The 23,613-nt window shown below is 55.9% G+C and carries 18 protein-coding genes; 7 read left to right on the forward strand and 11 right to left on the reverse strand.

Features of this window, described 5'->3' with window-relative positions; genetic code table 11:
* Positions 1 to 3: 3 nt before the first annotated feature.
* From ACN0XZ_RS11820 to ACN0XZ_RS11840, 5 genes are all read right to left on the reverse strand, one after another.
* A complete protein-coding gene (locus ACN0XZ_RS11820) occupies positions 4 to 876 on the reverse strand; it encodes a type II secretion system protein N (RefSeq protein ID WP_417457971.1) in 873 nt (290 codons plus the stop codon).
* Between the two features lie 63 nt (positions 877 to 939).
* Entirely contained in the window at positions 940 to 3,558 is a 2,619-nt protein-coding gene (locus ACN0XZ_RS11825; protein ID WP_417457972.1) for a TonB-dependent receptor domain-containing protein, read from the reverse strand.
* 80 nt (positions 3,559 to 3,638) lie between these two features.
* The gene (locus tag ACN0XZ_RS11830; protein ID WP_417457974.1) at positions 3,639 to 6,470 is read right to left on the reverse strand and encodes a hypothetical protein; all 2,832 of its coding nucleotides are present in this window, start codon (positions 6,468 to 6,470) and stop codon (positions 3,639 to 3,641) included.
* Positions 6,471 to 6,675: 205 nt separating this feature from the next.
* Entirely contained in the window at positions 6,676 to 7,212 is a 537-nt protein-coding gene (locus ACN0XZ_RS11835; RefSeq protein WP_417457975.1) for a prepilin peptidase, read from the reverse strand.
* Between the two features lie 352 nt (positions 7,213 to 7,564).
* On the reverse strand, positions 7,565 to 7,942 hold the full coding sequence (locus ACN0XZ_RS11840; RefSeq protein ID WP_417457976.1) for a tetratricopeptide repeat protein: 378 nt from the start codon (positions 7,940 to 7,942) through the stop codon (positions 7,565 to 7,567).
* 344 nt (positions 7,943 to 8,286) lie between these two features.
* Here ACN0XZ_RS11840 and ACN0XZ_RS11845 point away from each other — a divergent pair, with 344 nt between their 5' ends.
* A complete protein-coding gene (locus ACN0XZ_RS11845) occupies positions 8,287 to 8,871 on the forward strand; it encodes a hypothetical protein (protein ID WP_417457977.1) in 585 nt (194 codons plus the stop codon).
* A gap of 103 nt (positions 8,872 to 8,974) precedes the next feature.
* Positions 8,975 to 10,990, forward strand: coding sequence for a DUF4910 domain-containing protein (locus ACN0XZ_RS11850; protein ID WP_417457978.1), 2,016 nt, complete (start codon positions 8,975 to 8,977; stop codon positions 10,988 to 10,990).
* A 51-nt stretch (positions 10,991 to 11,041) separates the two neighbouring features.
* Here the strand turns inward: ACN0XZ_RS11850 and ACN0XZ_RS11855 are convergent, their stop codons facing one another.
* Positions 11,042 to 12,019 (reverse strand): calcium/sodium antiporter, encoded by a 978-nt coding sequence (locus ACN0XZ_RS11855; protein ID WP_417457979.1) that lies wholly within the window; start codon positions 12,017 to 12,019, stop codon positions 11,042 to 11,044.
* A 174-nt stretch (positions 12,020 to 12,193) separates the two neighbouring features.
* Positions 12,194 to 12,625, reverse strand: a complete 432-nt coding sequence (locus tag ACN0XZ_RS11860) for a hypothetical protein (protein ID WP_417457980.1) — start codon at positions 12,623 to 12,625, stop codon at positions 12,194 to 12,196.
* 206 nt (positions 12,626 to 12,831) lie between these two features.
* Here ACN0XZ_RS11860 and ACN0XZ_RS11865 point away from each other — a divergent pair, with 206 nt between their 5' ends.
* The 3 genes from ACN0XZ_RS11865 to galU all read left to right on the forward strand — a co-directional run bounded on the left by ACN0XZ_RS11865 (position 12,832) and on the right by galU (position 15,842).
* Complete coding sequence (locus ACN0XZ_RS11865; RefSeq protein WP_417457981.1) at positions 12,832 to 13,440, forward strand: 2OG-Fe(II) oxygenase; 609 nt, start codon at positions 12,832 to 12,834, stop codon at positions 13,438 to 13,440.
* 203 nt (positions 13,441 to 13,643) lie between these two features.
* Positions 13,644 to 14,963 carry a glucose-6-phosphate isomerase gene (locus tag ACN0XZ_RS11870; RefSeq protein WP_417457982.1) on the forward strand — a complete coding sequence of 440 codons (1,320 nt, stop codon included), beginning with the start codon at positions 13,644 to 13,646 and terminating at the stop codon, positions 14,961 to 14,963.
* A 12-nt stretch (positions 14,964 to 14,975) separates the two neighbouring features.
* Positions 14,976 to 15,842, forward strand: a complete 867-nt coding sequence (gene galU, locus ACN0XZ_RS11875) for a UTP--glucose-1-phosphate uridylyltransferase GalU (RefSeq protein WP_417457983.1) — start codon at positions 14,976 to 14,978, stop codon at positions 15,840 to 15,842.
* A gap of 12 nt (positions 15,843 to 15,854) precedes the next feature.
* Here galU and ACN0XZ_RS11880 read toward each other — a convergent pair whose 3' ends face one another.
* Positions 15,855 to 16,679, reverse strand: a complete 825-nt coding sequence (locus ACN0XZ_RS11880) for a substrate-binding periplasmic protein (protein WP_417457984.1) — start codon at positions 16,677 to 16,679, stop codon at positions 15,855 to 15,857.
* A gap of 80 nt (positions 16,680 to 16,759) precedes the next feature.
* Positions 16,760 to 17,329 carry a TetR/AcrR family transcriptional regulator gene (locus ACN0XZ_RS11885; RefSeq protein ID WP_417457985.1) on the reverse strand — a complete coding sequence of 190 codons (570 nt, stop codon included), beginning with the start codon at positions 17,327 to 17,329 and terminating at the stop codon, positions 16,760 to 16,762.
* 218 nt (positions 17,330 to 17,547) lie between these two features.
* On the opposite strand from ACN0XZ_RS11885, the gene ACN0XZ_RS11890 reads away from it, so the two are divergent.
* Together ACN0XZ_RS11890 and ACN0XZ_RS11895 are read left to right on the forward strand one after the other, a co-directional pair.
* Complete coding sequence (locus ACN0XZ_RS11890; protein WP_417457986.1) at positions 17,548 to 18,168, forward strand: glutathione S-transferase family protein; 621 nt, start codon at positions 17,548 to 17,550, stop codon at positions 18,166 to 18,168.
* 16 nt (positions 18,169 to 18,184) lie between these two features.
* Positions 18,185 to 19,141 carry a pyridoxamine 5'-phosphate oxidase family protein gene (locus tag ACN0XZ_RS11895; RefSeq protein ID WP_417457987.1) on the forward strand — a complete coding sequence of 319 codons (957 nt, stop codon included), beginning with the start codon at positions 18,185 to 18,187 and terminating at the stop codon, positions 19,139 to 19,141.
* On the opposite strand, the gene galE is transcribed toward ACN0XZ_RS11895, so the two are convergent.
* Positions 19,138 to 20,115, reverse strand: a complete 978-nt coding sequence (gene galE, locus ACN0XZ_RS11900) for a UDP-glucose 4-epimerase GalE (RefSeq protein WP_417457988.1) — start codon at positions 20,113 to 20,115, stop codon at positions 19,138 to 19,140. The genes ACN0XZ_RS11895 and galE overlap by 4 nt on opposite strands.
* 22 nt (positions 20,116 to 20,137) lie before the next feature.
* Positions 20,138 to 23,440: a glycosyltransferase gene (locus ACN0XZ_RS11905; protein WP_417457989.1), complete on the reverse strand. Its 3,303-nt coding sequence runs from the start codon at positions 23,438 to 23,440 to the stop codon at positions 20,138 to 20,140.
* Positions 23,441 to 23,613: the final 173 nt, after the last annotated feature.

Consider the following 23,613-nt stretch of genomic DNA (forward strand, 5'->3'; position numbering starts at 1 on the left):
CATTTACCTAAGCACGACCTGTTCGGTCACGAGCGCACCGTTGCGTTCGATCTCAAGGGTCAGTTCTGTCGCGTGTTTAAGCTCTTCCGCCAGCTCAGCGAGGCGTTCAAAGGAGGTGAGCGGGCTACCGTTCACGCCCATCAGGATGTCATCCGGGGTGAGGCTAAACTGTGCCATATGTGCGGCATCGCCTTGAGCCCCCACCCGGAAGCCCACGAGGCGCCCGGAGCGGCGCACAGGCTCAAATTTGAGCGCTGAAAGCTCGGCAATCATGTCGTTTTGAGGTTTGTTTGGTGTGGCGGTGTTGTGCGCCACACTTTGCCCCACTGTGGCGCGCTTTGCTTTCGGGCGCAGGTAGACCGCCTCCCGGATGCCGCGCCGGCTAATCTCCACCCGGTCAGCATACACCGCCTGAAGCGTGACACCGGGGGCCAGGTCTTCCCCCACCCTCACAAGCTTCTGGGCATCGCCTGACGATGTGATGGCGCTGCCGCCACCGTCACCGTCCGCGCGCACGCCAAAAAGCGCGATCTTGAGGGAGCTTTCCGGCGCCGCTTCGCTGGAGGTAGTTGGCGCGTCAGCCACCGCGCGGTAGAAGGGGTCAAAACTGGTGAGGACAGTATAGTCGCTGGACGGTGCAGGCTTTGCTGCAGCCGAACCGCTGCTCGTGCGCACCATCGTTGGTGCCGGGGTCATCACAGCATAGGTGAACTGTACAGCCAAATAGGCAAGCAGAAGCACAGCGCAAATTTCGCTGGCAGACACACCAATGCGGACCAAACGCGGGCCCGCAGCCGAAGCGGATTTCCGCCGGACTTTTCCATTTTCATTCCCGCCCCTGAGCGCGGAAAACATCGAAGCAACTATGTTTTTCATTCTTGTCTTTTTACTCTATGGCCCAACGCCGAAGCGTTGGGCCGCTGGCACCCGGGTGCCTGATTAGAATTTATATTTGAAACCGAGCGAAACGGTGCGACCAAGGTCGTACTGCTCTGTTGCGATACCAAACTGTGTGTAGAGAATTTCGTCACCCAGCAGGTTCTCTGCCTCAAGCTTCATCTCGAGCACATTACCGCCCAGATCAAACTCTTTGCTGTAAGCAAAATTGAGCATCAGAGGTGGGTTCTCAAACTCATCCGGCGCACCAAACACACCAAGGAGCGACAGACGCTTGCCGGTGTAGTTAAGTACGAGCGCAAGGTTTTCACCACGGTCATAATCCCGCCAGCCAAACTGCAGGTTTCCGAGCCATTCGGACTGACCCTGGAAGCTGCGCACAGCGTTAGTGACAATGCCCAGATCTGCCGCTGCGGTTGTGGTTTCACCGTCGATGTATGACCCGTTGGCCTTGATGAACATTTCACGGCTGCCGAGCCAGTCCCAGCCGAACCAATCCTGAAGGAACAGGATTTTTTCGACTTCGACTTCAACGCCTTTCAACTTGGCAGATTCGCCGTTCACATAAGTGATCAGACGGCCTTCACCAAGCGCCTGCGCGCTTTGTTCGATCGGGTTGGTGAACTCTTTATAGAACGCACCAACGGTGAGGCTTTCACCGGCTGCGAAATACCACTCAAACCGCGCATCATAGTTGTCGATCTCGGCGATACGCAGGTTCGGGTTACCGCGAACTGTCAGGCCACGTTCATCATCAATAAACGGCGCCGTGGAAAGCTCGCGCATGTCAGGGCGAGCAATCGTCTGGCTGTATGCGAGACGCACCTGCATGTTATCAACGATTTCATAGGTGAAGGTTGCGGCAGGAAGCCAGTATTCACCCTTTTGCGTTACCTGGATCGCCTCGTCCGTCGTCCGGTCTACCGTATCAACGATCTGCGTGCTGTCTTCATAGCGCACACCAAAGGCCAACCGCATTTTTGGCGACAGTTCAACGTCTGCACCAAGGTAGCCCTGAATATTTTCAAAGCTTGCGGTGTAGAAGTCAGACGCGTCAAAAACCTCGGTCAGGCGGATGCCGTTCGGGTCGATGTTAACCGGGCCGAAGATGATCTCGGGCACGAGCCCGCGAAGGTCTGTGCTGACACCTGACGGGAAGGCGAAGTTATAGCGCACGAGGCCAAAACTACGTTCCTTGTCTGCATAGGTGAAACCACCGAGGATATCGACAGGGATATCCGCCACATACATTGGCTGCTCAATGTCAAAACCAAACTCTTTGGTTTCTTCGTCCAGCACGTTGTAGGAGGTGGTGTTACCGTCCGTCCGGGCGAGGATCAGATGCTCACCCAGGCCATCGTTATACTCATAAACGGTGTCACGGCGCAGCGGTACATCGCGGTCAGAACGAGAGTAGTTTGCCCGCCACTCAATGCTTGTATCCTGGAAGGTATCGCTGTCACCAAAGAGCGCAAACACATGGTCACCGCTGAGCTGGTTGGCCCAGACCTGGCTTTCGATCCAGTCGATCGATGACTTGGTGCGGAGCGAGTCTTCCTGCGCGAACAAACCTTTCTCGATGAGAGAGCGTTTGGTGCTTTGGCGCAGAACCGTTGACGTGAGGTTCAGCGAGTGATTGTTGTTGAACTCATAGCCAAGCGACAGGATACCGTTCAGCGATACGTCCATATTGGTTTGGCGCACACCACAGTCATCACCGCCACGGCCTTCGAAGTCTTCAAAACCACATACTTCCGGCGCGAAGTTGGACCGGATAACCGGGCCCGCATTTGATGTGGTCACCGTGCGGCGAACACCGTTACGGTGGCGGGTGTTCACGTCATAGGTAACGGCCGTAAAGAAACCGAAGGCGCTTTCATCACCCACGTCATAGCGGTTGCCCCAGACAAAATCGATACCCGCACCCGGCAGGTTCGTCTCGCGGTCGATGGACCAGATATTGGGCAGGGCTTCGCCAGCCGCCTCAAGCTCAGCAGGCGTCAGGCTCTCAAGCGTTACGTCCTTGAGGATCTCGTCAGGAATATTCCGGCGTGAACCACCGAAGCCGAAGATTTCAGAGCTTGTGCCGTCATAGCTAAGGCCGCCTTTGAAGGTCGCTTCAGAGTTATATTTACCTTCGATACCGATCTCGAGAACGAAGTCATCCGGTACGGCTTTGGTGCGCAGATCAATCACACCACCCCCAAATTCACCGGGGTAAACCGGCGAGTAGGTTTTCTGCACCAGCACGGATTCGATCAGCGCGGTTGGGAAGATATCAAGCGGAACAACTTTCCTGAGTGGTTCCGGGCTCGGGATACCCGAGTTGTTGAGAAGCGTGGAGGAATAGCGCTCACCAAGGCCGCGTACATATACGTATTTGCCGCCAACCAGCGACAGGCCCGGTACACGTTGCAACGCAACGGCGACATCACTGTCACCGGCAAGGGAGAAGGCATCCGCGTCAATAACGTTTGCAATCTCTGACGTAGCCCGCTTTTCGTCAGGGATATACCGACCCTGAACGGTGATTTCCTCTACACCACTGTCTTGATTATCACTCTCCTGTGCAAAGGCACCTGTTGCGAAAAGCGCAGGTGCTGCAACCAGGAAAGTCGAGGCCATCAAAGAGCCTTTAAGACTATTGTGGGACAATTTCATTTTTCACATCCAGCTTATGGGATTTTCATAAACGGGAGCCGCAGCGAGAGATAATCTCCCACCGCGGCTCATGATTTTGATTACTGGTTCAGCCAGACGGTCCAGCCTGCCACCCAGTCAGCAGAGGCGCCCGATACCGCACCAATGTGGGTGGTGGCATCGAAGAAGCTGTCTACCGCTGTGACATCCGTTGCGGTTGCGCCAGCTTCCGTAGAACCGTTGATGTAGTTCTTGTAAGAAGCAGCACCGCTTTGCGTTGTCAGGGTGTGGGCTGCAACGAAGTTGTTGCTCTGGTTCAGGAACCAAGTTTCCAGATCAAACACGTTGCCGTCGTCAGCGAAGGTGCTTGCACAGCTTTCTGCCAACATGGTGGACTGCATGGTCAGGTCACCGGTCAGGTCAGTTGCGCTTGTGCCGGATACCGTAAACGTAGCGTCCTGGTCGATATCGAGACATGCGTCACCAAAGTCAGCAACAACAGTGTTGTAGATGTTGCCCGCAGTACCTTCACGAAGCAGGATCCCGATGTCGCTCTCACCACCCGCAGCACCTGCGCCAATGATCGTGGCGTTGGAGATTTGTGGATGAGCGCGCGGCAGGAAGTCGTTACCGTCGCCGAAGTTATCAGCTTCAATACCCTGGTCAGTTGCAGGCTGGTTCGGGTTCTGTACGATAACAAGGTATTGAACCTTACCGCGCCAACCTTGTGTCCAGTCGAGGCTGTCATCGTCAGAGCCGGTGATCACGAGGTGTTTCGCGTTTACCGTACCGCCGAAGAACTCGATGCCGTCATCTGCGCCGTTGTGCACGTTGACATAGTCAACTTCAGTACCTGAGCCCACGCCTTGGAACGCGATGGAGTTCAGCTCGTCTGTCCCTGTGATCGGGTTACCAGCATATACAACACGGGTGTAGAAGATCTGGCCGCTGTCGTCGGTGTCATCAACACCGCCGTAGAGACCGCTATCGCCTTCGCCTTCAGCTTCACATGTACCGGAACCGTTACAGGTGTTGATGGTGGCGCGGCCATTGATCACGATACCGCCCCAGAGGGAAGTGTCAGTGTCGAGGTTGCGGGTGTCAGGGTCGATTGCCGTAAAGGTAACCGGTGCGTCTTTGGTGCCGTTCGAGTTGATTTTCGAACCGCGAGCGATAACGAGATAGCTCTCAAGGTCAGAACCCATCACTGTAACGCCAGGCTCAATGGTCAGCGTTGCCGCATCACCTGCCGCAAGCGGTGCAGCCGGGTCTGGGCCCATGTCAACACCGATGGTTACTTTGCCGTCCAGTACATAGTCGAGGCCAGACACAAGGCGAAGGTCGCTTGTGTAGGTGCCGGACAGTACACACTGGCCGTCTGCGTTTTCAGTCGTACCTGTTGGGCACTCTGGATCAGGGTTCAGGCCATAGGTCCAACCAAGGGTCCAGTTATCGCTAGCGTCGGAGCTTTTCACAGCGCCCGCATAGTCTGTTGCAACAAAGAAGCTATCAATCGCGCTTACGTCGGTGCCAACAACCGCATTTTCAGCAGAGCCGTTGATGAAGCCGTTTGAAAGCGTTGTGGTACCAACAACGTTGTTGTCCTGATTGGTGAAATACGTCTCAAGATCAAAGTTGTTGCCGTCGTCTTTGAAGACAGAAGCACAACCGCTATCGAGAAGCGTGCTCTCAATCGTCAGGTTGCCTGTAAGGTTGGTGGCGCTTGAACCAGCGTTCACGAATGTCGCGTCCTGGTCGATATCGAGACACGCGTCACCAAAGTCGGAAACAACGGTGTTGTAGATGTTCGCGCCCGTACCTTCACGCAGCAGCATGCCGATGTCGCTCTCGCCGCCTTGGCTTTGTGAGCCAACGATGGTGAAGTTTGACAGGATCGGCTTCGCGCGTGGCAGGAAGTCGTTGCCGTCACCGAAGTTATCAGCCTCAATGCCCTGGTCAGACGCAGGCTGGTTCGGGTTCTGCATGATGATCACGTGCTGGGCTTTACCGCGCCAGCCTTGGGTCCAGTCAAATCCGTCATCGTCTGAACCAGTGATCACAAGGTGTTTAACCTGTGCTGTACCACCGAAGAATTCGATACCGTCATCCGCACCGTTGTGGATGTGGATATAGTCAAGCTCGGTCGCGGAGCCCACGCCCTGAAGCGCGAGGGAGTTCAGCTCGTCCGTCCCCGTGATTGGGTTACCGGCGTATTTGATCTGAACATATTTGATGGTGCCGCTGTCGTCGGTGTCGTCGCTGCCGCCATAAAGGCCGCTGTCACCTTCGCCTTCGGCTTCACACACGCCGTCGCCGTCACAGGTATTGATGGTTGCTTTACCGTTGAGGATAAGGCCGCCCCACTCAGAGGTGAAAGGCTCGGTGAGCGCAGAACCTGAATGGCCACCGCGTGGTGTCAGGCCGAGGTCAGCCGCGAAACCGAGGTCAGCGCCAGAGGTGAAGATGATCGGCTCGCTCTGTGTGCCGACAGCTTCGATTTTGGAGCCGCGCGCAATAACCAGAAGGTCAGTGTTGGTCGCACCGTAGATGCGAGCGCCTGCTTCAACTGTAAGTGTTGCCGGATCACCAGCAGCGGCTGAACCGTCAGCGCCTGTATCCACGCCGATCGTTACCTTGCCGCTGAGCTGATAGATATTATTCGCTGTGAGCGTGAGGTCCTCAGTGATCGTGCCGGAAAGACGGCAGTGGTCCTGATCACCAACCGATACGGTCTCTGTGCCGGTCGGGCACTCACCGTCGCTTGGATCGGTCGGATCGGTTGGATCAGTTGGATCCGTTGGGTTCCCTGTGCCTGGGTTCGGGCCCTGATTGCCCGGAGAGGCCAGCTCTGTACTATCGTCACCGCAAGCAACCAGAGCCAGTGAGGCTACGGCTGCGAGAAGCGTATTCTTTAAAATCTGAAGGTTTGTCATTGTATTCCCCGTACGACGCCTAAGATGTCGCTTGAAAAATTGGTGCAAGCGAAATGGCCGACGTATTTCTGTCAGCTCACGGGGAATGATCGGTAATCCCGATGTGTTTCAGTTTGTTTGCAGTTATTTGACCATTGATGTCACATAACGATTTGCCCCTGAAGTTGGGGCTGTCGGGTGGGTTTTGTGGCAATTTTGCCGTGTTTTACATATCTATACGATTAAAATACAACCAAGTAAGCCACAGCCCCAAACAGAGGTAAGGCCCAAAGGGGAGCGGTTCAGCGCTTTCATGACGCTTTCCTGCAATCGATTTTATAAGGATTGTGCCGAGTCCGACGATACTCGCGATAAAGAGTGTTGGTGGTAACCCCACCCACCCGGCCCATGCCCCGGCACCAGCCAGAAATTTGGCATCCCCCATGCCGATACCCGCCCGCCCGCGAAGCCGCCTGTAGGCCATATCAAGGAACACAACAAAGGCAAAACCAGCCACCGCACCAATAAGGTGGCTGACCATATCGCCCCCAATCGCGTAAGTGGCCATGAAGCCGGTGATAAGAAGCGACGCGTTCAGCATGTTGGGCAGACGGAAGCTGTGCCAGTCATAAAGCGCAAGGGCATAAAGGTTGGCATAGAGCACCAGCGACAGCATCACAGGCGCGCTAGAGAAAGCGAGCGCAATGAGCGGCAGCAGAAATACACCTGCTGTTATGAAGTGAGTGGCCTTCACGTCGCGCACACCGCGTTCCTTCCAAAGCTGACCTAAAGCAAAGCTGACCCTAGAAAGCATTGGCGCTCGCGGTCAATAGAAACGACGATTAGTGGAACGGATGGAGCCACCTCCCCCGCGCAGTGTGTGAGACGCGGCGGGAGAGGTGGGAATGAAACCGCCGTCCTCTTAGGCCCAAACGGGGTTTCAATAGTTCTACAGTCTCAGGGATAGAGACCGCATCATCACAGCACACAGCCGTGCGTGGTGCCTGAGGGCTAACATGTGCCCTCCCGGCTCAGGTACGGTGCTCCCCGGACCCATGATCAGTTTTAGGGAAAGGTGCCCCGCCCAAGGTATGGGCTGGGGCATCGTTCAGCGCTTATTCAACACCCAGACGGGCAAGCGCTGTTTTGGCAATCGTTTTAACCCGGCGCGGCTCACCATTCATCAGGAGCGCATAGGGGTTGTCGTTACCGGACAGAATTTCGCGGTACATGGCAACGGCCTGGTCCTTGCGGCCTGTTGTTGAATATACGAACGCGAGATTAAGTTTTGCGAAGACCTGGTCTTCTTCAGCGACATCGGCACCCAGCAGGGCTTGTTCTGCTTTGCTCCAGTCACCTTCTTGCAGTTCTGATTTTGCGTAACCGTCAATGGCTGATGGTTGCATCTCATCCGCGAATCGTGGCGCCTCAGCGGTCGCACATGCGGTCAAAACTGTAACACTGATAATTGCACCGAAAGATCCAAAACGCATACTGGCCTCCTCTTGGCAAATCTTCCTATTATGGACACGTTTGTTACAAATTAATGTACCACCACGTAATAGATGGACCCAAATGAGATTTAACGTTTTGAAGCTATTGGATTAATTTTTTTTGGTCTGAGACATCAAAATATTACTATTTAGATTCAATGCTTTACCAAAAATTGACTGATTCGCATGAGGCCATGTGAATTTTTTATGACAGTGTCAGAAAAAGGCGGATTTGTCACCTTTTTCCTCATAAAGAGGGCCTGTAAGCGGCCTTTGTGACATGCCTTTTGAGTGATCCTGAAGCTGCTTTTCAGATGTTTTTTTGACCAGTTTCGGAACCATAGATGACACCTTCACTTCGCCGCATGACCGCTTCTCTCGTCCTTGCTGCCTTCTGCACAGCAACAGCGCCCGTTATTGCCGGCGCCAGCATCGTGCCCGGCAACCTGGCGCAGGCGGAGCGTGGCGCTGGTGAAAGTGATCTTCTGGCATCCCTCACTGCTCGGCCATCCACGAGCCGTATTGCGGCACCCGCCGACGCAGCGTTTGATTTTGTGCGCTTCTCAGGCGCCAGCAAAAACCTTTCGCTTCTGCTGCTGCATGACGTGAAAGACGATGCCTTCGTGAAGGCCGCCATCAAACGGTATGGGTTCACGCATGTGCAAGACTCGGTCATCCGCGCGATCAAGAAGGCTCAGGTAACTTATGCAGCGAGCTGGAGTACCATGCTTGCCACCATCTATGATGCCCGCTTTGATGAAGGTGAGCTTAAGTCCATCCTTCGGGAAAAAGAATCGTCCCCGCATTTTATCAAGCTCTTGGACGAGCAGGACAACATCGCCTCCGACGTTCGTGAGAAGGGCGAAGACATCTTTGCCTCTGCCCGCGCGCAGGTTATGGCCACATTGAGCAGCGATCTCAAAATCTAGTCACTGCCCAGCGCTCGCCCCCACTTGCCCCTAGGTTCGCCAAGAGGCTTGCCAAACCCCCACGCTGTTATAAGCTCTCCCTCGCATGAGAGGGGAGCAATCCATGTTCAAGACAATCATCACCTGCAGCCTTTTGGTGTGCACAAGCGCCCTGGCGGCAAGCGAGCCCATCACCACATTGATCTCTGAGCCTGAGCTGAAAGCCGTGGCAGAGGAAGTTTCCGGCGTTAAAGCCAAACGTAACCTTGATGCCATCACGCTTTATCACCGCATGCGCGCGAGCGACGGTTTCAATAAAGCCGCCAGCCTTGTGGCGGACGAGCTTGCCTCATACGGCTATGACACGGTGCAAACCTTCACCTACGCAGCCGACGGCAAAACCATGTATGGCACGCAAAAAGCCCGCCTCGCATGGCAGGTTGATTTTGCGGAGCTGTGGGAGCTGAGTGAAGACGCGCAAGGTAACTGGCAAAGAGAGCGGCGCCTTGGCAACTGGGCCGCACGCCCGCTCACGCTCGCGCAAGATAGCGATAGCGCGGATGTAACCGCAGACCTTGTTGACATCGGTGCTGGCACCAGTGCGGCGGACTATGACGGCAAAGACATTGCGGGCAAGATCGTGCTGACCTCAAGCCAGCCGGGCGCGGTTGAGGTGCTCGCGGTCAAGGAACGCGGTGCCGTGGGCATCCTTTCTTATGCCGCCAACCAGAAATCAGCGTGGTGGCAACTGGATGATAGCCTTGTGCGCTGGGGTCACCTCAGCACCTTCCGGGATTTTGATACCTTTGCTTTCATGACCACGCTTGGCGAGGCGCGGCAGCTCAAGGCCCGCTTGGCAGCGGGGGAGCGTATCCGTTTCCACGCCAAGGTTGAGGCGCGGCGTGAGCCGGGTGAATACCGCATTGTGAGCGCCACCCTGCCCGGCAGCGACCCGGCGCTCGCGCATGAAGAGATCGTCTTTTCCTGCCATCTTGATCACCCACGCCCCGGCGCGAACGATAACGCAAGCGGCTGTGTTTCCATCCTGGAGGCAGCGCGGTCCCTCAAGCAGTTGGTGGCAGACGGCACCGTGGCTGCGCCAAAGCGCACCGTGCGTTTCATCTGGCCTTCTGAGATTGAAGCAACGCTCATCTGGCTGAATGCCGAGCCGCAGATCGCTGAGAATATCCGCCACGTTATCCATATGGATATGGTGGGCGGCGGCCCGGTGACCAAAGCTGTGTTTCGCACCTCGCGCGGGCCAAAAAGCGTGGCAGATATATCGGGCGACGTGCTGGAAGCCATCACGGATTTTGTAAACGACCATACGCTTGATTATGCAAGCGGTATCCCGACCGACTTCCCGCTTGCCTCGGCTGAGGGCGGGCGTGAACCGCTGCTTGCCCAGAAAGAATGGCTATCGATGGGCAGCGATCATGATGTTTTTGCCTCCGGCAGTTGGGGTATCCCCATCAGCTACCTGCATGACTGGCCAGACCGCTATATCCACACCACCAAGGATATGGCCGCCAATATTGACCCCACCAAACTCAAGCGCGCGGCCTTCATTGGGCTGACACAGGCGCTGGTGCTTGCCTCCCTTGACGATGCACGAGCGGCAGCGCTGACCGCACTGGTGAAAGCAGGCATGATCCGTCGCGCCGGTGATCTGGTCACCAGTCAGTCTGGCACTCCGGCAGAGGTAAGTGCAGCTCGGGCACGCGGCCATTTTGCGGCCGAAAGCCAACTGATTAGTAGCATCGCGGGTTATGCGCCTGGTGCGGACCTCAGCACCCTCCACACCACACGGGGCACCTTGATGGCCATGCTGGATGTGGCTGACACGGCTCTAAGCGGCGCGGTCTATACCCATAATGCTGATATCAAAGGCACGATGAACGGCTTTGGATACAGCTATATCAGCGACAAGCTGGGGGAAGACGCACTCGCGAAACTCAGGCTCCTGAAGGAAGCGGATGGCTATGAGAAATCATATGAAGCGCTTAATCTCGTGAACGGCGAACGTACGCTCAGCGAAATTCATGACATGCTGGTGTCCCAGTTTGGGCCGGTAAGCCTTGAAGCGCTAGCGGACTACCTGAAGGCGCTTGAAAGCCTGAAAGTCCTGATCGAGAAATAGGAAATAAGCTTGCGTGGCGGTCTGACATCCGGGTCGCCACGCATATAAGGCTTAGGCGTGGCCTGCCATGGCGGTGCTGACGAGCCAACCCGTATAACCCACAAAACACACTAGCAGGAAAGCGCCTTCAAAACGGTTGATGCGCCCACCGCTGCCAAAACCATAGCCCAGCACAAACAGGAGAAGGGTCAGGAAGCCCATCACCGGCAGGTCACGGAACAAGACCACACGGTCTACCTCAATGGCATGGATAGACCCGGCAATCCCGGTTACCGCGAGTGTGTTGAAAAGGTTGGAGCCAATCACATTACCAAAAGCGATCTCATGGTCACCCTTGCGGGCCGCAATGACAGAGGACGCAAGCTCAGGCAGCGACGTGCCGATAGCAACCACCGTTAGCCCAATCACCACATCGCTCACACCAAGCGCGCCTGCAATCTCAACCGCGCCCCAAACGAGCGCCTGTGAGCTGGCAACAAGAAACGCAAGACCAATAAGAAGCCGTACCATAGGTTTTGTGATGGTCCCTTCCGGCTTGCAAAGCGAATGGTCAACACTGAGCGCGAAGCTATCGCGCTTCTGCTTGCCGCCTTCCCGCACCGACCAGATCGTCAAACCGATGAACACGCCAAGAAGCGCCAGCGCATCATAAAAACCGATCACTCTGTCCAGCATCAGAAGCACCACCAGCCCGGTTGCGACTGCGAGGATTGGTAGCTCTTTCCTCAATACACCCGAATGTACCCCAAGCGGGCGGATCACAGCGGTAAGGCCAAGAATAAGTGCAATATTGGTGATGTTGGAGCCAAAGGCGTTACCAAGCGCGAGGCCCGGATTACCTTGATAGGCAGAAAGGGCTGATACCACCATCTCTGGCGCTGATGTGCCGAAACCAATAACCAGCATGCCAATAAGAAGGGGCGGCATGCCAAAGCGCTGCGCAACCGATTTTGCGCCATCAATAAAAAGGCTCGCGCTCCAGACAAGGGCGGCAAGCCCAATAATCACGACTATAGCTGGTAACAACACACAACAACCCTTTTGATGGCCCGCACGGTGCGGGTTCAGCGGCGACACCAAATGGTGCCTTCCCTCTATATTGGTAACGTGCGGGTTATATTCCAGCCGCAAAAGCTGGCATTATTGTGGCCTGCACAGTGCTCCCCGCACAGGCTCATTATCTTATACGAGCCTAAAGCTCAATCAGTTGCGTGGTGACACCATGATGGTGAGCTTGACCTTGGAGCCGCGCTCAATACGGATTGTGGCAACACGGGTGGGCTTTTGGAAGGTCAGGAGGATATCATCGTCCTGCATTTCGCTAATCAACCCCCAGCCTTCTTGCGGCATATGATCCTTGAAATAGTCCGCCACCTTCATCTGGTCGGCCTTCACTTTCGCGAGGATTTTGCCAAAAGCATTGGCGCCGTTACCAAGGATAAGCGAATCTTTGGTATCGACCTCAGCCCCCGCAGGCATCGACACGTCGCCGATCGACTGGCCGTTTTTCAGCTGTGTATCCGCAGCATTCTTTGAAGCCTTCTGCGCGGCGGCAACGCCTGAGAACCCTGCTGATGCACCGCCAAGGCCCATCACCAATACAAGCACTAAGGTCTGAAATTTCCTTCGGATCATTATATCCTCCCCTTCTGCGCACGCGATCTGCCTTCTCTTCCTACACGCATGGAGGGGCAGATGCACCGTGTTTCAATTCCATTTGTAGTAAGTGGGCAATGTGGACACAACTTTAAAAATGGGCTGAAGCCTTCATTAAGCTGTGATAGGGGAGAATATGACTGCATCGGGGACGAACACTCTCCACTCTATAAACCGGGGGCACCATGAAACGCGCGATTATTGACCTGCATCTCGACCCAAGGGTTTATACCATCGCCAACTTCCTTGATGGCGCCGAATGCAGGCACCTGATTTCGCGCGCCAAAACAGAAGAGATGAAACGCGCCACTGTATCCGGCGAAACAGACGGCGTGATCTCGGACGGCCGCACCAATGATGTTTGCTGGCTTGACCATACTGGCGACCCCGCATGCAAGCGCATCGCTCACAAGGTTTCCGGCCTTGTTGGCATGCCCCTAAGCCACGCGGAAAAATTCCAGATCATCCGCTACGGTGTCGGGGCCCAGTATAAACCGCATTTCGATTCTTTTGACCCCAGCACCCCAGCGGGCGAACGCAACATGAAGGGCGGCGGCCAACGGCTGATTACCGTGCTTGGATACCTGAATGTTGTCGCGAAAGGCGGCTCAACTGACTTCCCCAAGCTCAACATCAGCGTACCGGCCGAGATGGGCAAACTTCTGGTGTTTCACAATTGCCTGCCCGGCACGACAGACAGGCACCCGCTTTCCCTGCACGCAGGCATGCCGGTTGAAGAAGGGGAAAAATGGGCCTTCAATCTTTGGTTCCGTGAAGGCCGGCGAGATTATTAAAGCCCTCACCATCTTGTCATATTTCAGCGCTAGAAAGCTGAGAAGCTCAAGCATTACTGGTACTAAGCCAAAGACAGACGGATAATAATATTACGTTTTAGAGGAAGATAGTTTTCATTTCATTGTCAGCGCTGTCAATTTTTTGTAACAGTCAGTCGCCTTAAATACAGAAATGCTTGATCCGCAGATAAGATATCGGCTATATGGCAACGTTGTCATTTGCGGAAATTAAAGAGTTTGGAAAAAACATGTTCACTTATTCGTTCGGGAAAGAAAGCCTTGAGGCCCAAGTTGAAGCGCTGGGACTAACCGCAGCCTATAAAGCCAACCTTGAGAGGGCCGTGGCCCACGCCAAAGCACTGGCGGCTGATGGCCTGCTGCCTTTTGCGCGCCAGGCATCAAACGGCCCGGACATGGGACCAATCGCCGCCGCATGCGCGCGCATTACCGCGAGCTGTGATGACCTGATTGTGCTTGGCACCGGTGGCTCCAGCCTTGGCGCACAAGCGGCTATCGCCCTTGCCCGCTTCAACAAGGGCAAAGTACGCATCCACACGCCCGACAGCCTGTGCCCGTTTGAGATGGACCTCTTGTTCAAGGAACTTAACACCCGCCGCACCCATGTGCTGGCCATCTCCAAATCCGGTACAACGGCGGAAACGCTGGCGCAGCTTCTTGCCTGCCGGTCCTGGATTGAAAGCGGTGAGCACGCTGAAAACCTTGGCGACCATTTCACTTTTGTCACCGAGCCGGGCGAGCGGCCCTTGCGCACCTATGGTGAAAAGCTCGGCTCTCCGATCCTTGACCACCCCACAGATGTGGGCGGGCGCTTTAGCGTGCTCACCAACGTCGGCATGCTGCCCGTGGCTGTGAGCGGCCTTTCTGTTGAGGCTTTCCGCAAGGGGGCCGAAGACGTGTGCGAAGATTTCATCGCGCACCCGGAAACAGCCGCCGCCGTTGTGGGCGCCGCGCTCACACAAACGCTAAGCGAGCATAAAGGCATCACACAGGTGCTGATCATGCCTTATGCGGAGAGCTTGCGCGCTTTCACCCGCTGGCATGGGCAACTGTGGGCGGAAAGCTTGGGCAAAGACGGCCTTGGCACCACACCGGTACGCGCCGTGGGGCCCGTTGACCAGCACAGCCAGTTGCAGCTTTTCCTGGATGGCCCGAACGACAAGTTCTGCACCTTCATCACGATCCCGAGCTTTGGCAAAGGCCCGCGTATCGACCCGGATGAAGCCAAAGCCTACGGCCTTGACTATATGGCGGGCCGCACGATTGGTGATACGGTCACCTGCCAGAGCCGCGCAACGCAGGAAACCCTGCGCGCGAAAGACCGCACCGTGCGGGAGATCGTGATTGATGCGCTCTCTGAAGAAAATTTGGGTGGCCTTTTTGTCTCCTTCATGCTTGAAACTGTGGTGACGGCGCACCTGATGGGCATCAACGCCTTTGACCAGCCAGCGGTTGAAGAAGGCAAGATCCTTACGCGCCAGTATTTGAACGAGCTGGAAATTTAACAGGATTATTTAATGAACGCTCCGATCAAGAAGATCGTCCTACCGGTTGCAGGTCTTGGCACCCGCTTCCTGCCTGCCACCAAAGCCATCCCGAAGGAGATGCTGCCGGTTCTTGACCGCCCGCTGATCCAATATGCGGTTGAAGAAGCGCTTGAAGCAGGCATTGAGGACATTATTCTGGTCACGGGCCGCAACAAGCAGGTGATGGAAGATCATTTCGACCACGCCTATGAGCTTGAAAAAATCCTGCAGGAAAAGGGCAAAGAGGAAGCGCTTGAAATCTCGCGCTCCATGCTGCTCGACGAAGGGCGCATTTCCTATGTGCGGCAGATGCGCCCCTTGGGTCTTGGCCATGCCATCTGGTGTGCGCGTAAACTTGTAAACGGTCACCCCTTCGCGGTTGCGCTGCCCGATGACCTGATCAAAGGCAAACCCGGCGCGCTCAAGCAGATGGTAAAAGCCTATAGTGAGCTTGGCGGCAACATTGTTGCCACCATGAATGTGGCCAAGGAAGACACCTCAAAATACGGGGTGATCACCCCCGGCGCCCGCAAAGGCAACATCATCGAGGTAAATGGCCTTGTTGAAAAACCTCACCCGGAAGACGCCCCTTCCACCCAGGCTGTTGTCGGGCGCTATATCCTGCAGCCCGAGGTGATGGCGTATCTGGAAGAAAAACGGGTTGGGCAAGGCGGTGAAATCCAGTTGACTGACGCCATGGCGCAATTGATTGGTGAACAACCTTTCCATGCGCTTGAGTTTGAAGGGCGGCGGTTTGATTGTGGCTCGAAAATCGGCTGGCTAATGGCCAACCTTTCCATGGCATCTGAAGACCCGCATCTGGCCAGCAAGCTCAAAGAGCTGATCACTTTCCAGTAGACCATTCACCGCTTAAGGTTTCGGCGCTGGTGCCTTTCTGAGTGGGCCTTGCCGGAACCGGGCGAGCGCGTCCGCCTTCATGGCGTCAAGCCTGGCACCTGCCGCATCAGTAAGCGCCTTTTCAATCGGCCCCCGGATCACATCAAAACAGGCTGACTGTCTGGAAACCGCGAGGTAAACACCCTCAGTCGGCTCACTCAGCACATCAACCTTCAGGGCCGGGTCTTCAAGGATGCTGAAATCCCGCCGCACAAGGCCCGAGAACTCCCCCACCAGCATGTAATCAAGCCGTTCAGCCTTCAGCATGGCAAACAAAAGCCGCACGTGCGGGGCCCTGATAACATTCAGGCTTTTAAGCTCGCCTTCTACAAAGTCACCCCGGCTATCGCCTTGCGCCGCGCCGCCATATAAACCACCAAGCTGGGATAGATCGCTCACATTGAGCCCAAGCGCCGCGCGCGACACCACCGCCGTGCGCTCGGTGCCATAAGGGCCGATGAAATGCAGGGCCTTGCTGCGCTCATCCGTTTTATAAAGCGCGGCGAGCACATCAATTTCACCCGCAACAGTGCGTGCTATCGTGCGGTTCCAGGCACTTGTCTTGACGGATATGACCTGAGTACCGGTCCCCTCAAGCGCCTTTTTGACAAGCGCGACGCCAACACCGTCAATCTCCGGCCCCGGCTCGTTATACCAGACAAAGGGAGGGTAGCTTTCAGGGCCAGCCACGCGCACCTGTTTGCAGGCTGAATCTTGCGCGGCACTTATGGGCGCAAGCCCCAGGCCAAGCAAGGTACTCAAAAGTACAAAACGGAATTGCCGCAGTCTGCGGTGCATATGAACCTCACCATCCCCCATATGGGGAAGTCTGCCACGGCAACTCCGTGGCGGCAAGGTTTCAGGCCACGCTTATACCATCAAGAGCCCGCCACCGCCGTTTCAACAAGAGTATGCGCTGCCGCTTTGGCTGCCTCGATCATGCCCGCATGCCCTTCAAGATGAGCCACAACAATCGCTCCTTCCTTGAGGAGCATCAGTTGGGTCGCAAGCACCTCAGGCTTGCTCGCGCCCGCTGCTTTTGCAAGGGCTGCCAGATACCGGAGGCCAGACCGCTTATGCTCTGCCGCCGCAATATGGATGGGGTGTTTCGGGTCCTGATACTCAGACGACGCCTTGATGAACATGCAGCTTCTAAACTCACCGCTTTCGATCCATTCCTTGAGGCTGTCGAACGACGCGAGAATGCGCTCCTTCGGTGTTTTGGCCAATTCTTCCGTGCGCGCCATAAGCTGCGCATGCAGTTCATTGTGCCGGTGCTGTAGTGTGGCAAGGATCAGGTCTTCCTTGGTGCGGAAGTGGTTGTACATGGAAGTTTTTGAAATGCCGGTCTCAGCTACCAACCGGTCCATGCCCGTGGCATGAAAGCCTTCACGGTAAAAAATATCCTGCGCTTTGGCGACCAGTTCATCCCGTTTTGATGCGCTCATGGCCGAGTCTCCTTACCAACATGTACTGATCTGTACATATAGCACGACGACACGCCCTTGCACCACAATATGATTCCATAAGTAAATTCATAGCCTTAACCCACTCATCACCAACCTGTGTTCGCGGCTGTCTTGACCAACATGTACAGAATAGTACATGTATATGTACCGATCTGTACATGTATAATACATACACCACCTGAGATGAGGAAACCCCCATGACACTCCGCATGAAACTATACGGTACCCCGCTTTCCGGCCATGCCCACCGCATTGTGCTTGCGCTCTCCTTCCTGGGCCTGAAGGCCGAGATTGTGAACGTGAACCTGCGTGAGGGCGAACATCACGCTGACGCTTTCCGCGCCATCAACCCTGAGGGCAAGGTGCCTGTGCTGGTGGATGGTGATGTCACCATTTACGAATCCACCGCCATCCTCACCTATCTGGGCACCAAATATGATGATGGCACATGGCTGCCGCGTGACCCTGTGTTGCTGGCTGAGGTGCAGAAATGGTTCATCTGGTCCGCGAGTGAGCTGGCGCCCGGCGCCGCGCGGGCGCGCATCACCAAGCTGTTTGGCGCACCGTTTGATCTGGTGGTCGCGCAAGAGATTGGCCGCGCTTTCCTTGAAAAACTGAACCGCTCGCTTGACGGTCGCGATTTTCTGGTCGGTGACCGTGCCACCTTCGCAGACGTTGCGATCTACAGCTATGTGGCCCACGCGCCTGAAGGCGGCCTGCCGCTTGAGCCCTACCCCCATGTACAGGCATGGATCAGCCGCTTTGAGCAGCTGGACGGCTTTGTCCCCATGCCCAAAACCCCTGCTGTTGCAGCCTAAATAAGGAAAGCCTGCGATGACCGAGCACACAAGCCCTTTTCACGACGGCGAATTGGCGATCCAACATATGCTCGGCATCGCCGATAAGGTGCACCAGTATGCTTCGCGGGGTATCCGGCCTTTCATGCCAGACCAGCACCGTGAGTTTTATGCCATGTTGCCGCATATATTTGTTGGCAGTCTGGACGCAAGCGGCAATCCTTGGGCGTCCATCCTTCATGGTGAGCCGGGTTTCCTCTCCTCCCCCACTGAAACCACGCTTAACGTGGGGGTCGCGCCCGAACCTGATGACCCGCTCGCCATGACCATCTATGAAGGGGCAGAGCTTGGGCTTCTCGGCCTTCAGTTCCACAGCCGCCGCCGCAACCGGGTCAACGGTCGCGTGACTGCCGCACGCCAGGGCGGGTTTTCACTTGAGGTAACGCAAAGCTTCGGCAACTGCCCCAAATATATTCAAAAGCGCGAAACGGCTGAGGACCTGCCGTACATGCTCAAAGTAGGCCGTGTTGAGCGCCGCACCAGCCTCAGAGATGATGACGTGAAGCTGATCACTGCGGCTGACACTTTTTTCATCGCCTCCGCCGCCAACAATGTAGGCGAAGGCGCTGCCCGCGGGGTTGATGTCTCGCACCGCGGCGGCATGCCCGGCTTTGTCAAAGTAGGCCCCAACGGCAGCCTGTTGGTGCCGGATTTCTCCGGCAACCGGCATTTCAATACGCTCGGCAATATCCTTGAGACAGGCAAAGCCGGTTTGCTGTTCATTGATTTTGAAGCGGGCCACCTGCTGCAGCTTACCGGCAGCGCGGATATCCTCAAACTTGATGAAAGCCCCTATGCCTATGAGGGGGCAGAACGGTTCCTGCGCATCCGGCCCGAGCTTATTGTCAGCCGCATGAGCGCCCTGCCCTTCACACTGAAGCTTACTGAAACCTCGCCTTTCAACCTGCGAACAGGGGGCTGGGTAAAGCGCTAAGCCTTGAGGCCCTTCTCCCACTCGTAGGCGTGCTTCACGATGGTAGCAAGGTCGTCATAAGCCGCTTGCCAGCCAAGGGACGCGCGCGCCTTGTCAGCCTTGGCCACCACCTTGGGGCTGTCGCCCGCGCGGCGCGGCTCCATCCGTACGTCAAAATCCACGCCCGTGACCTTCTTGACCGTCTCAATCACTTCAAGAACCGAGAAGCCGTGGCCATACCCACAGTTCATCGGACCGCTTTCACCGCCCTTGTTGAGCCAATCAAGCGCCAGACGGTGCGCCACCGCAAGGTCTGACACATGAATATAGTCGCGCAGGCAAGTGCCATCGGGCGTTTCATAGTCATCACCGTAAACACTGAGATACGGGCGCCTGCCAAGGGCTGCCTGACACGCCACCTTGATAAGGTGTGTGGCATTCGCGGTTGACTGGCCCGTGCGGCCTTTGGGGTCAGCCCCCGCTACGTTGAAATAGCGGAGCGCTACATAGCTAAAGTCATGCGCTGCGGCCACGTCCCGCAGCATCAACTCTGTCATCAGCTTTGAAGTGCCGTAGGGCGACAGCGGCTCAAGATGCGCGTCCTCTCCGATTGGCACAACTTCCGGGTCGCCATAGACGGCAGCCGTAGATGAGAAGATGAATTTTTTAACCCCGTGGCGCACACAGGCTTCAATCAGCGTACGGCTGACGGCGGTGTTATTGCCATAATATTTAAGCGGGTTCTCAACCGACTCCGGCACCACGATCGACCCGGCAAAATGGATAACAGCCTCAATGGCATGGGCTTTAAAAAGCGCATCAAGCGTGGCCTCATCGCCTGCGTCCCCTTCAATGAAGGTTGCCTCAGGCGCCACGGCGGTGCGAAAGCCGGTGACCAGATTATCAAGCACCACAACGTCATGGCCGTTGTCTATCAATTCCAAGACCATGTGGCTGCCGATATATCCTGCGCCGCCCGTTACCAAAATCGCCATTGCTGTATCCCTCTATGCCCGGTTAGGGCTCTAGATTCATTGTTGAGGTGCCGATGAAAAGCCCTGACGGCTCATCCTCGTAAGCTGCACCAACCCGCTTCAGAGCAGCTAGCATATGCAGCCGCGCGCTTTCAAACGAATAGTTTTTCTCAATCAAGGCTTTGCCGCACTCACTGATGCTATGCCACTGAGCTTCGTCATTATACAGCGACGAGATCGCCTGAACCCATTCGTCAGCCCCATCTGCCACGAGGCAGTCGGCGCCATGGTTTGCCCCGGTGCCCTCAACGGCAACGGGCGACAGGATCGTTGGGATACCATGCGCGAACGCCGCCAACACTTTGCCCTTGATACCCGCACCACTTAAAAGTGGCGCGATAAACAAGCGGTGCCGGTCATAAACCTCGGCAACATCCTCAACAAAACCCAAAATCTTCACGTCGTCGGCGTCAAGTGCAAGCACGGCCTCGCTTACATTGCTGCCGTATATATAAAGGGTCACGCCCGGCATACGATCCCGCAGGTCCGGCATTACCTCTTTCACAAAATATTCCACCGCTTCCACATTGGGCGGGTGTCTATAGCCGCCAAGGAAAGCAATGCCTTCGCGGCCTTCAAATGCTGGTGTATCGAAAGACGTGTCCACGACCCAGGGGGCTTGCGCGATTTTGTCGGCAGCGACCCCATGCTCCACGAGAAGCGCTTGCTCCACATCATTGTAACTCAGGCAAAGATCCACCGCATGGCAAACACTAAGCTCAGCCTCCCGCGTTTGATGCGCTTTCTTCAGGGCTTTCTTGTCCCCTGAGACAAGGGCGGCGCGTTCCTCCCGCAAGAAGTGAAGGTCGGCATTATTAAACAGCACCCGCGCACCCGCCGCATGGGCACGAACGCCCGGCAGGTAAAGTTCGGCAATGTCATACCGGGTGATGTAAACCACATCAAACTCGGCGCCGCGTTCCTCCACAAATTCATCCACCGACGCATAGAAAGGCGCATATATGGCCTCAACGCCAATACGTTGAAGTTGGTCCGTATACCGCCCCATCCATTCCATATTGCTCGGTATAAAGGTCACCTTATAACCAAGGGACTGCATCAGCCGGATTTCCTGAATAGCAGCATAACTTCCGGCATCGATATCGGTGCAAGGGAACTGGTAATCAATAAAAAGGGCGCGCTTCGTCACCCCCTCATCCTTCGCGAGATCAGGGTTGTCACCGGGTTTTGGGCCACGCGCCAGCGCTTCCCGATGCCGCTCCAGAAACTTGGGCTGGTTGATAGCCTGAAACCGCTTTAGTCCGCTGGACTTCACTTCCTTGCCGTTTGAGATACCTTCAAAATGCACCACGGTTGAAAGGGGCGCATATAAGGTTTTGTAGCCTTTCGCGCGCAGCGCAAACGCAATGTCCGTATCTTCATAATAGGCGGGTGCGAAGGCGTCAGAGAAACCACCAACCTCATCCCACGCGGTGCGTGACACCATGATCGCCGCGCCGGAGCAGTAATGCACCGGGCGGGTGTAATTATACCGAGGCTGCTGCGCATTCCCCATGCGGCCATAGTTCCAGCCGTTGGCGTCAGACCAGATGATCCCGCCAGCCTCCTGCAACTCCCCGCCGGGGTAGATCAGCTTTGCGCCCACAAGCCCAACATCCACAAAATGCTCAAAAGCAAACAACAGCTCATCCAGCCAACCGTAGGTCACCTCGGTGTCATTATTGAGGAAAACAAGGTGTGCGCCGCTTGCCACCGCAGCACCCGCGTTGCAGGCATGCACAAAGCCTTTTGCTGCTTCGTGGCGAACGACCCTGATACCACTGACCAGCCCTTCAATATCAGCTGTTGCATCCGTGGAGCCATCATCAACCAGCACCACCTCAAAAGAGGCCTTGCTGAAAGCAAACAACAGAGCCGCGAGGCAGTTATATGTCACCGCAAATTTATTGTGTGCCGGGATAATAACCGAAGCCATTGGTCGCGCATGAACCGGAAACTTGAGCGGCCTGAACTCCCGGTTCTTTTCAAACCCACGGGCGATAGCATCATGGCACCAAGCAACCTGTGCGACACCCTCAGCGCCCAGTTCCCCCGCCTGTTTCATCTGTGCTTCAAGCGACCTGTACCGCAACCCGGCTAGCGGGCTCAACTGCGTTTTGAACGGCGGGTTGGAGAGACGGCGCAGGCGTTCATAGTCCACACCGTGAGCCGCCAGTGTCATCATATCATCAACAAGCACCTGACCTTCAAAGGTGGTGATGCGCACCTGATGAAGCTCGCCATCAAAACAGGCCTCATCAAGCTTGATGAAAGCCCGGCGTATCTTGTTGTTGTCCACCTTTTGGGCAAAAACGGTTGTCTGGAGCACACCGTCCACCGCTACCTGCAGGCCAATGGCGCTTGGGCGTTTCACATCCCCCATATAGGCCGCGATGTTTTTATTCTCTGTGTGCCTGAGCGTGAGAACCAGGCGGCGGGAGTTGACCTCCAGCTTATCTGCAACAAGCGGGCGGGAGTATACTACCTGCGGCTCACCACTGGCTTGCCCATCGATCTTCAACGTGACCTGTTTATCACCCGGCTGGTGCCGCTCCCATACCGCGGGGGTGAAAAGCACAGCGCTCGGACCCTGCACGGCCTTGAGGAGCGCCAGCATATCGCACGGGGGTGCGGTCCAGCCCCGCGTGGGTTGCCCTGCCCCGATATAAAATCTCATGAAAGTAAAAAACAGGCGCCCTTCCACTGCTGGCGCCTGCAGCTCTGCCTCGATGGAAAGTCGCGCGAACCGCGCACCAGCCGGTGCCGTAGCCCGCAGCGCATTCAGTTCATATCCGTCCTTATGGGTGCCGCCCGTTGGCAACTGGGCGCGTCCGCCTGTGACGGCCTCAATCAGGCTACAGTCTGAGCGCAGGAATTCCACCCTGAGCGTGGCGTCGCAGCCCTCAGCGCCCATATGGGCTGAGAATATATAGTCGTAGCCCGGTAGAACCGGCAAGTGCTCCCCTTGCACCGGGTCAATATAGATCAGGGAAGCTGTTGGTGTATCTTCCGCCACCTGCACATAAGCCACAGATGCGTTTTCAAGCTTGTGGGTGGGTGAAAGGTTCACACCTGCGGTGGTGCCTTCGCTTGTCTGCCACAGCATCCGGGGGGAGGAGAAATCACCATCTTCTATAAGATTCAGCCCCGCGAGGACCTGACCCGGGTTCGCTTGCTGGAGGTTCGTGCCCGCTGTACCTTCGATGTCCAGGCTCAGCTTACCCCGCGCGGCTTTATCCGCCACCAAAGCGATGCTTGCGCCCAGATTATAAACTTCAGGTACCAAGGTTCTCTCCCCACTCATTTTATCGTGCCTGAGGTGTAGCAAACACAATTTTAATGTACAGCAGTTTTACGTTAAAGATTAACGTCATAGCCCATGAGCCGCCAGCGCACGCCCAAGAAGGGTGCTTGACTGCCAATAAAAAGCCACCGAAAGTGGTGCAAGGCTCACTATAC

The sequence above is a fragment of the Kordiimonas sp. genome (assembly GCF_048264555.1).
Lineage (GTDB): Bacteria > Pseudomonadota > Alphaproteobacteria > Sphingomonadales > Kordiimonadaceae > Kordiimonas.

Bases quoted from the DNA above. Each gene is read 5' to 3' on its own strand.
- ACN0XZ_RS11845 (WP_417457977.1), top strand. From the start codon at position 8,287: ATGACACCTTCACTTCGCCGCATGACCGCTTCTCTCGTCCTTGCTGCC.
- ACN0XZ_RS11895 (WP_417457987.1), top strand. From the start codon at position 18,185: ATGACCGAGCACACAAGCCCTTTTCACGACGGCGAATTGGCGATCCAA.
- ACN0XZ_RS11825 (WP_417457972.1), bottom strand. From the start codon at position 3,558: ATGAAATTGTCCCACAATAGTCTTAAAGGCTCTTTGATGGCCTCGACT.
- ACN0XZ_RS11885 (WP_417457985.1), bottom strand. From the start codon at position 17,329: ATGAGCGCATCAAAACGGGATGAACTGGTCGCCAAAGCGCAGGATATT.
- galU (WP_417457983.1), top strand. From the start codon at position 14,976: ATGAACGCTCCGATCAAGAAGATCGTCCTACCGGTTGCAGGTCTTGGC.
- ACN0XZ_RS11830 (WP_417457974.1), bottom strand. From the start codon at position 6,470: ATGACAAACCTTCAGATTTTAAAGAATACGCTTCTCGCAGCCGTAGCC.
- ACN0XZ_RS11865 (WP_417457981.1), top strand. From the start codon at position 12,832: ATGAAACGCGCGATTATTGACCTGCATCTCGACCCAAGGGTTTATACC.
- ACN0XZ_RS11850 (WP_417457978.1), top strand. From the start codon at position 8,975: ATGTTCAAGACAATCATCACCTGCAGCCTTTTGGTGTGCACAAGCGCC.
- ACN0XZ_RS11890 (WP_417457986.1), top strand. From the start codon at position 17,548: ATGACACTCCGCATGAAACTATACGGTACCCCGCTTTCCGGCCATGCC.
- ACN0XZ_RS11870 (WP_417457982.1), top strand. From the start codon at position 13,644: ATGGCAACGTTGTCATTTGCGGAAATTAAAGAGTTTGGAAAAAACATG.
- galE (WP_417457988.1), bottom strand. From the start codon at position 20,115: ATGGCGATTTTGGTAACGGGCGGCGCAGGATATATCGGCAGCCACATG.
- ACN0XZ_RS11840 (WP_417457976.1), bottom strand. From the start codon at position 7,942: ATGCGTTTTGGATCTTTCGGTGCAATTATCAGTGTTACAGTTTTGACC.
- ACN0XZ_RS11860 (WP_417457980.1), bottom strand. From the start codon at position 12,625: ATGATCCGAAGGAAATTTCAGACCTTAGTGCTTGTATTGGTGATGGGC.
- ACN0XZ_RS11880 (WP_417457984.1), bottom strand. From the start codon at position 16,679: ATGCACCGCAGACTGCGGCAATTCCGTTTTGTACTTTTGAGTACCTTG.
- ACN0XZ_RS11820 (WP_417457971.1), bottom strand. From the start codon at position 876: ATGAAAAACATAGTTGCTTCGATGTTTTCCGCGCTCAGGGGCGGGAAT.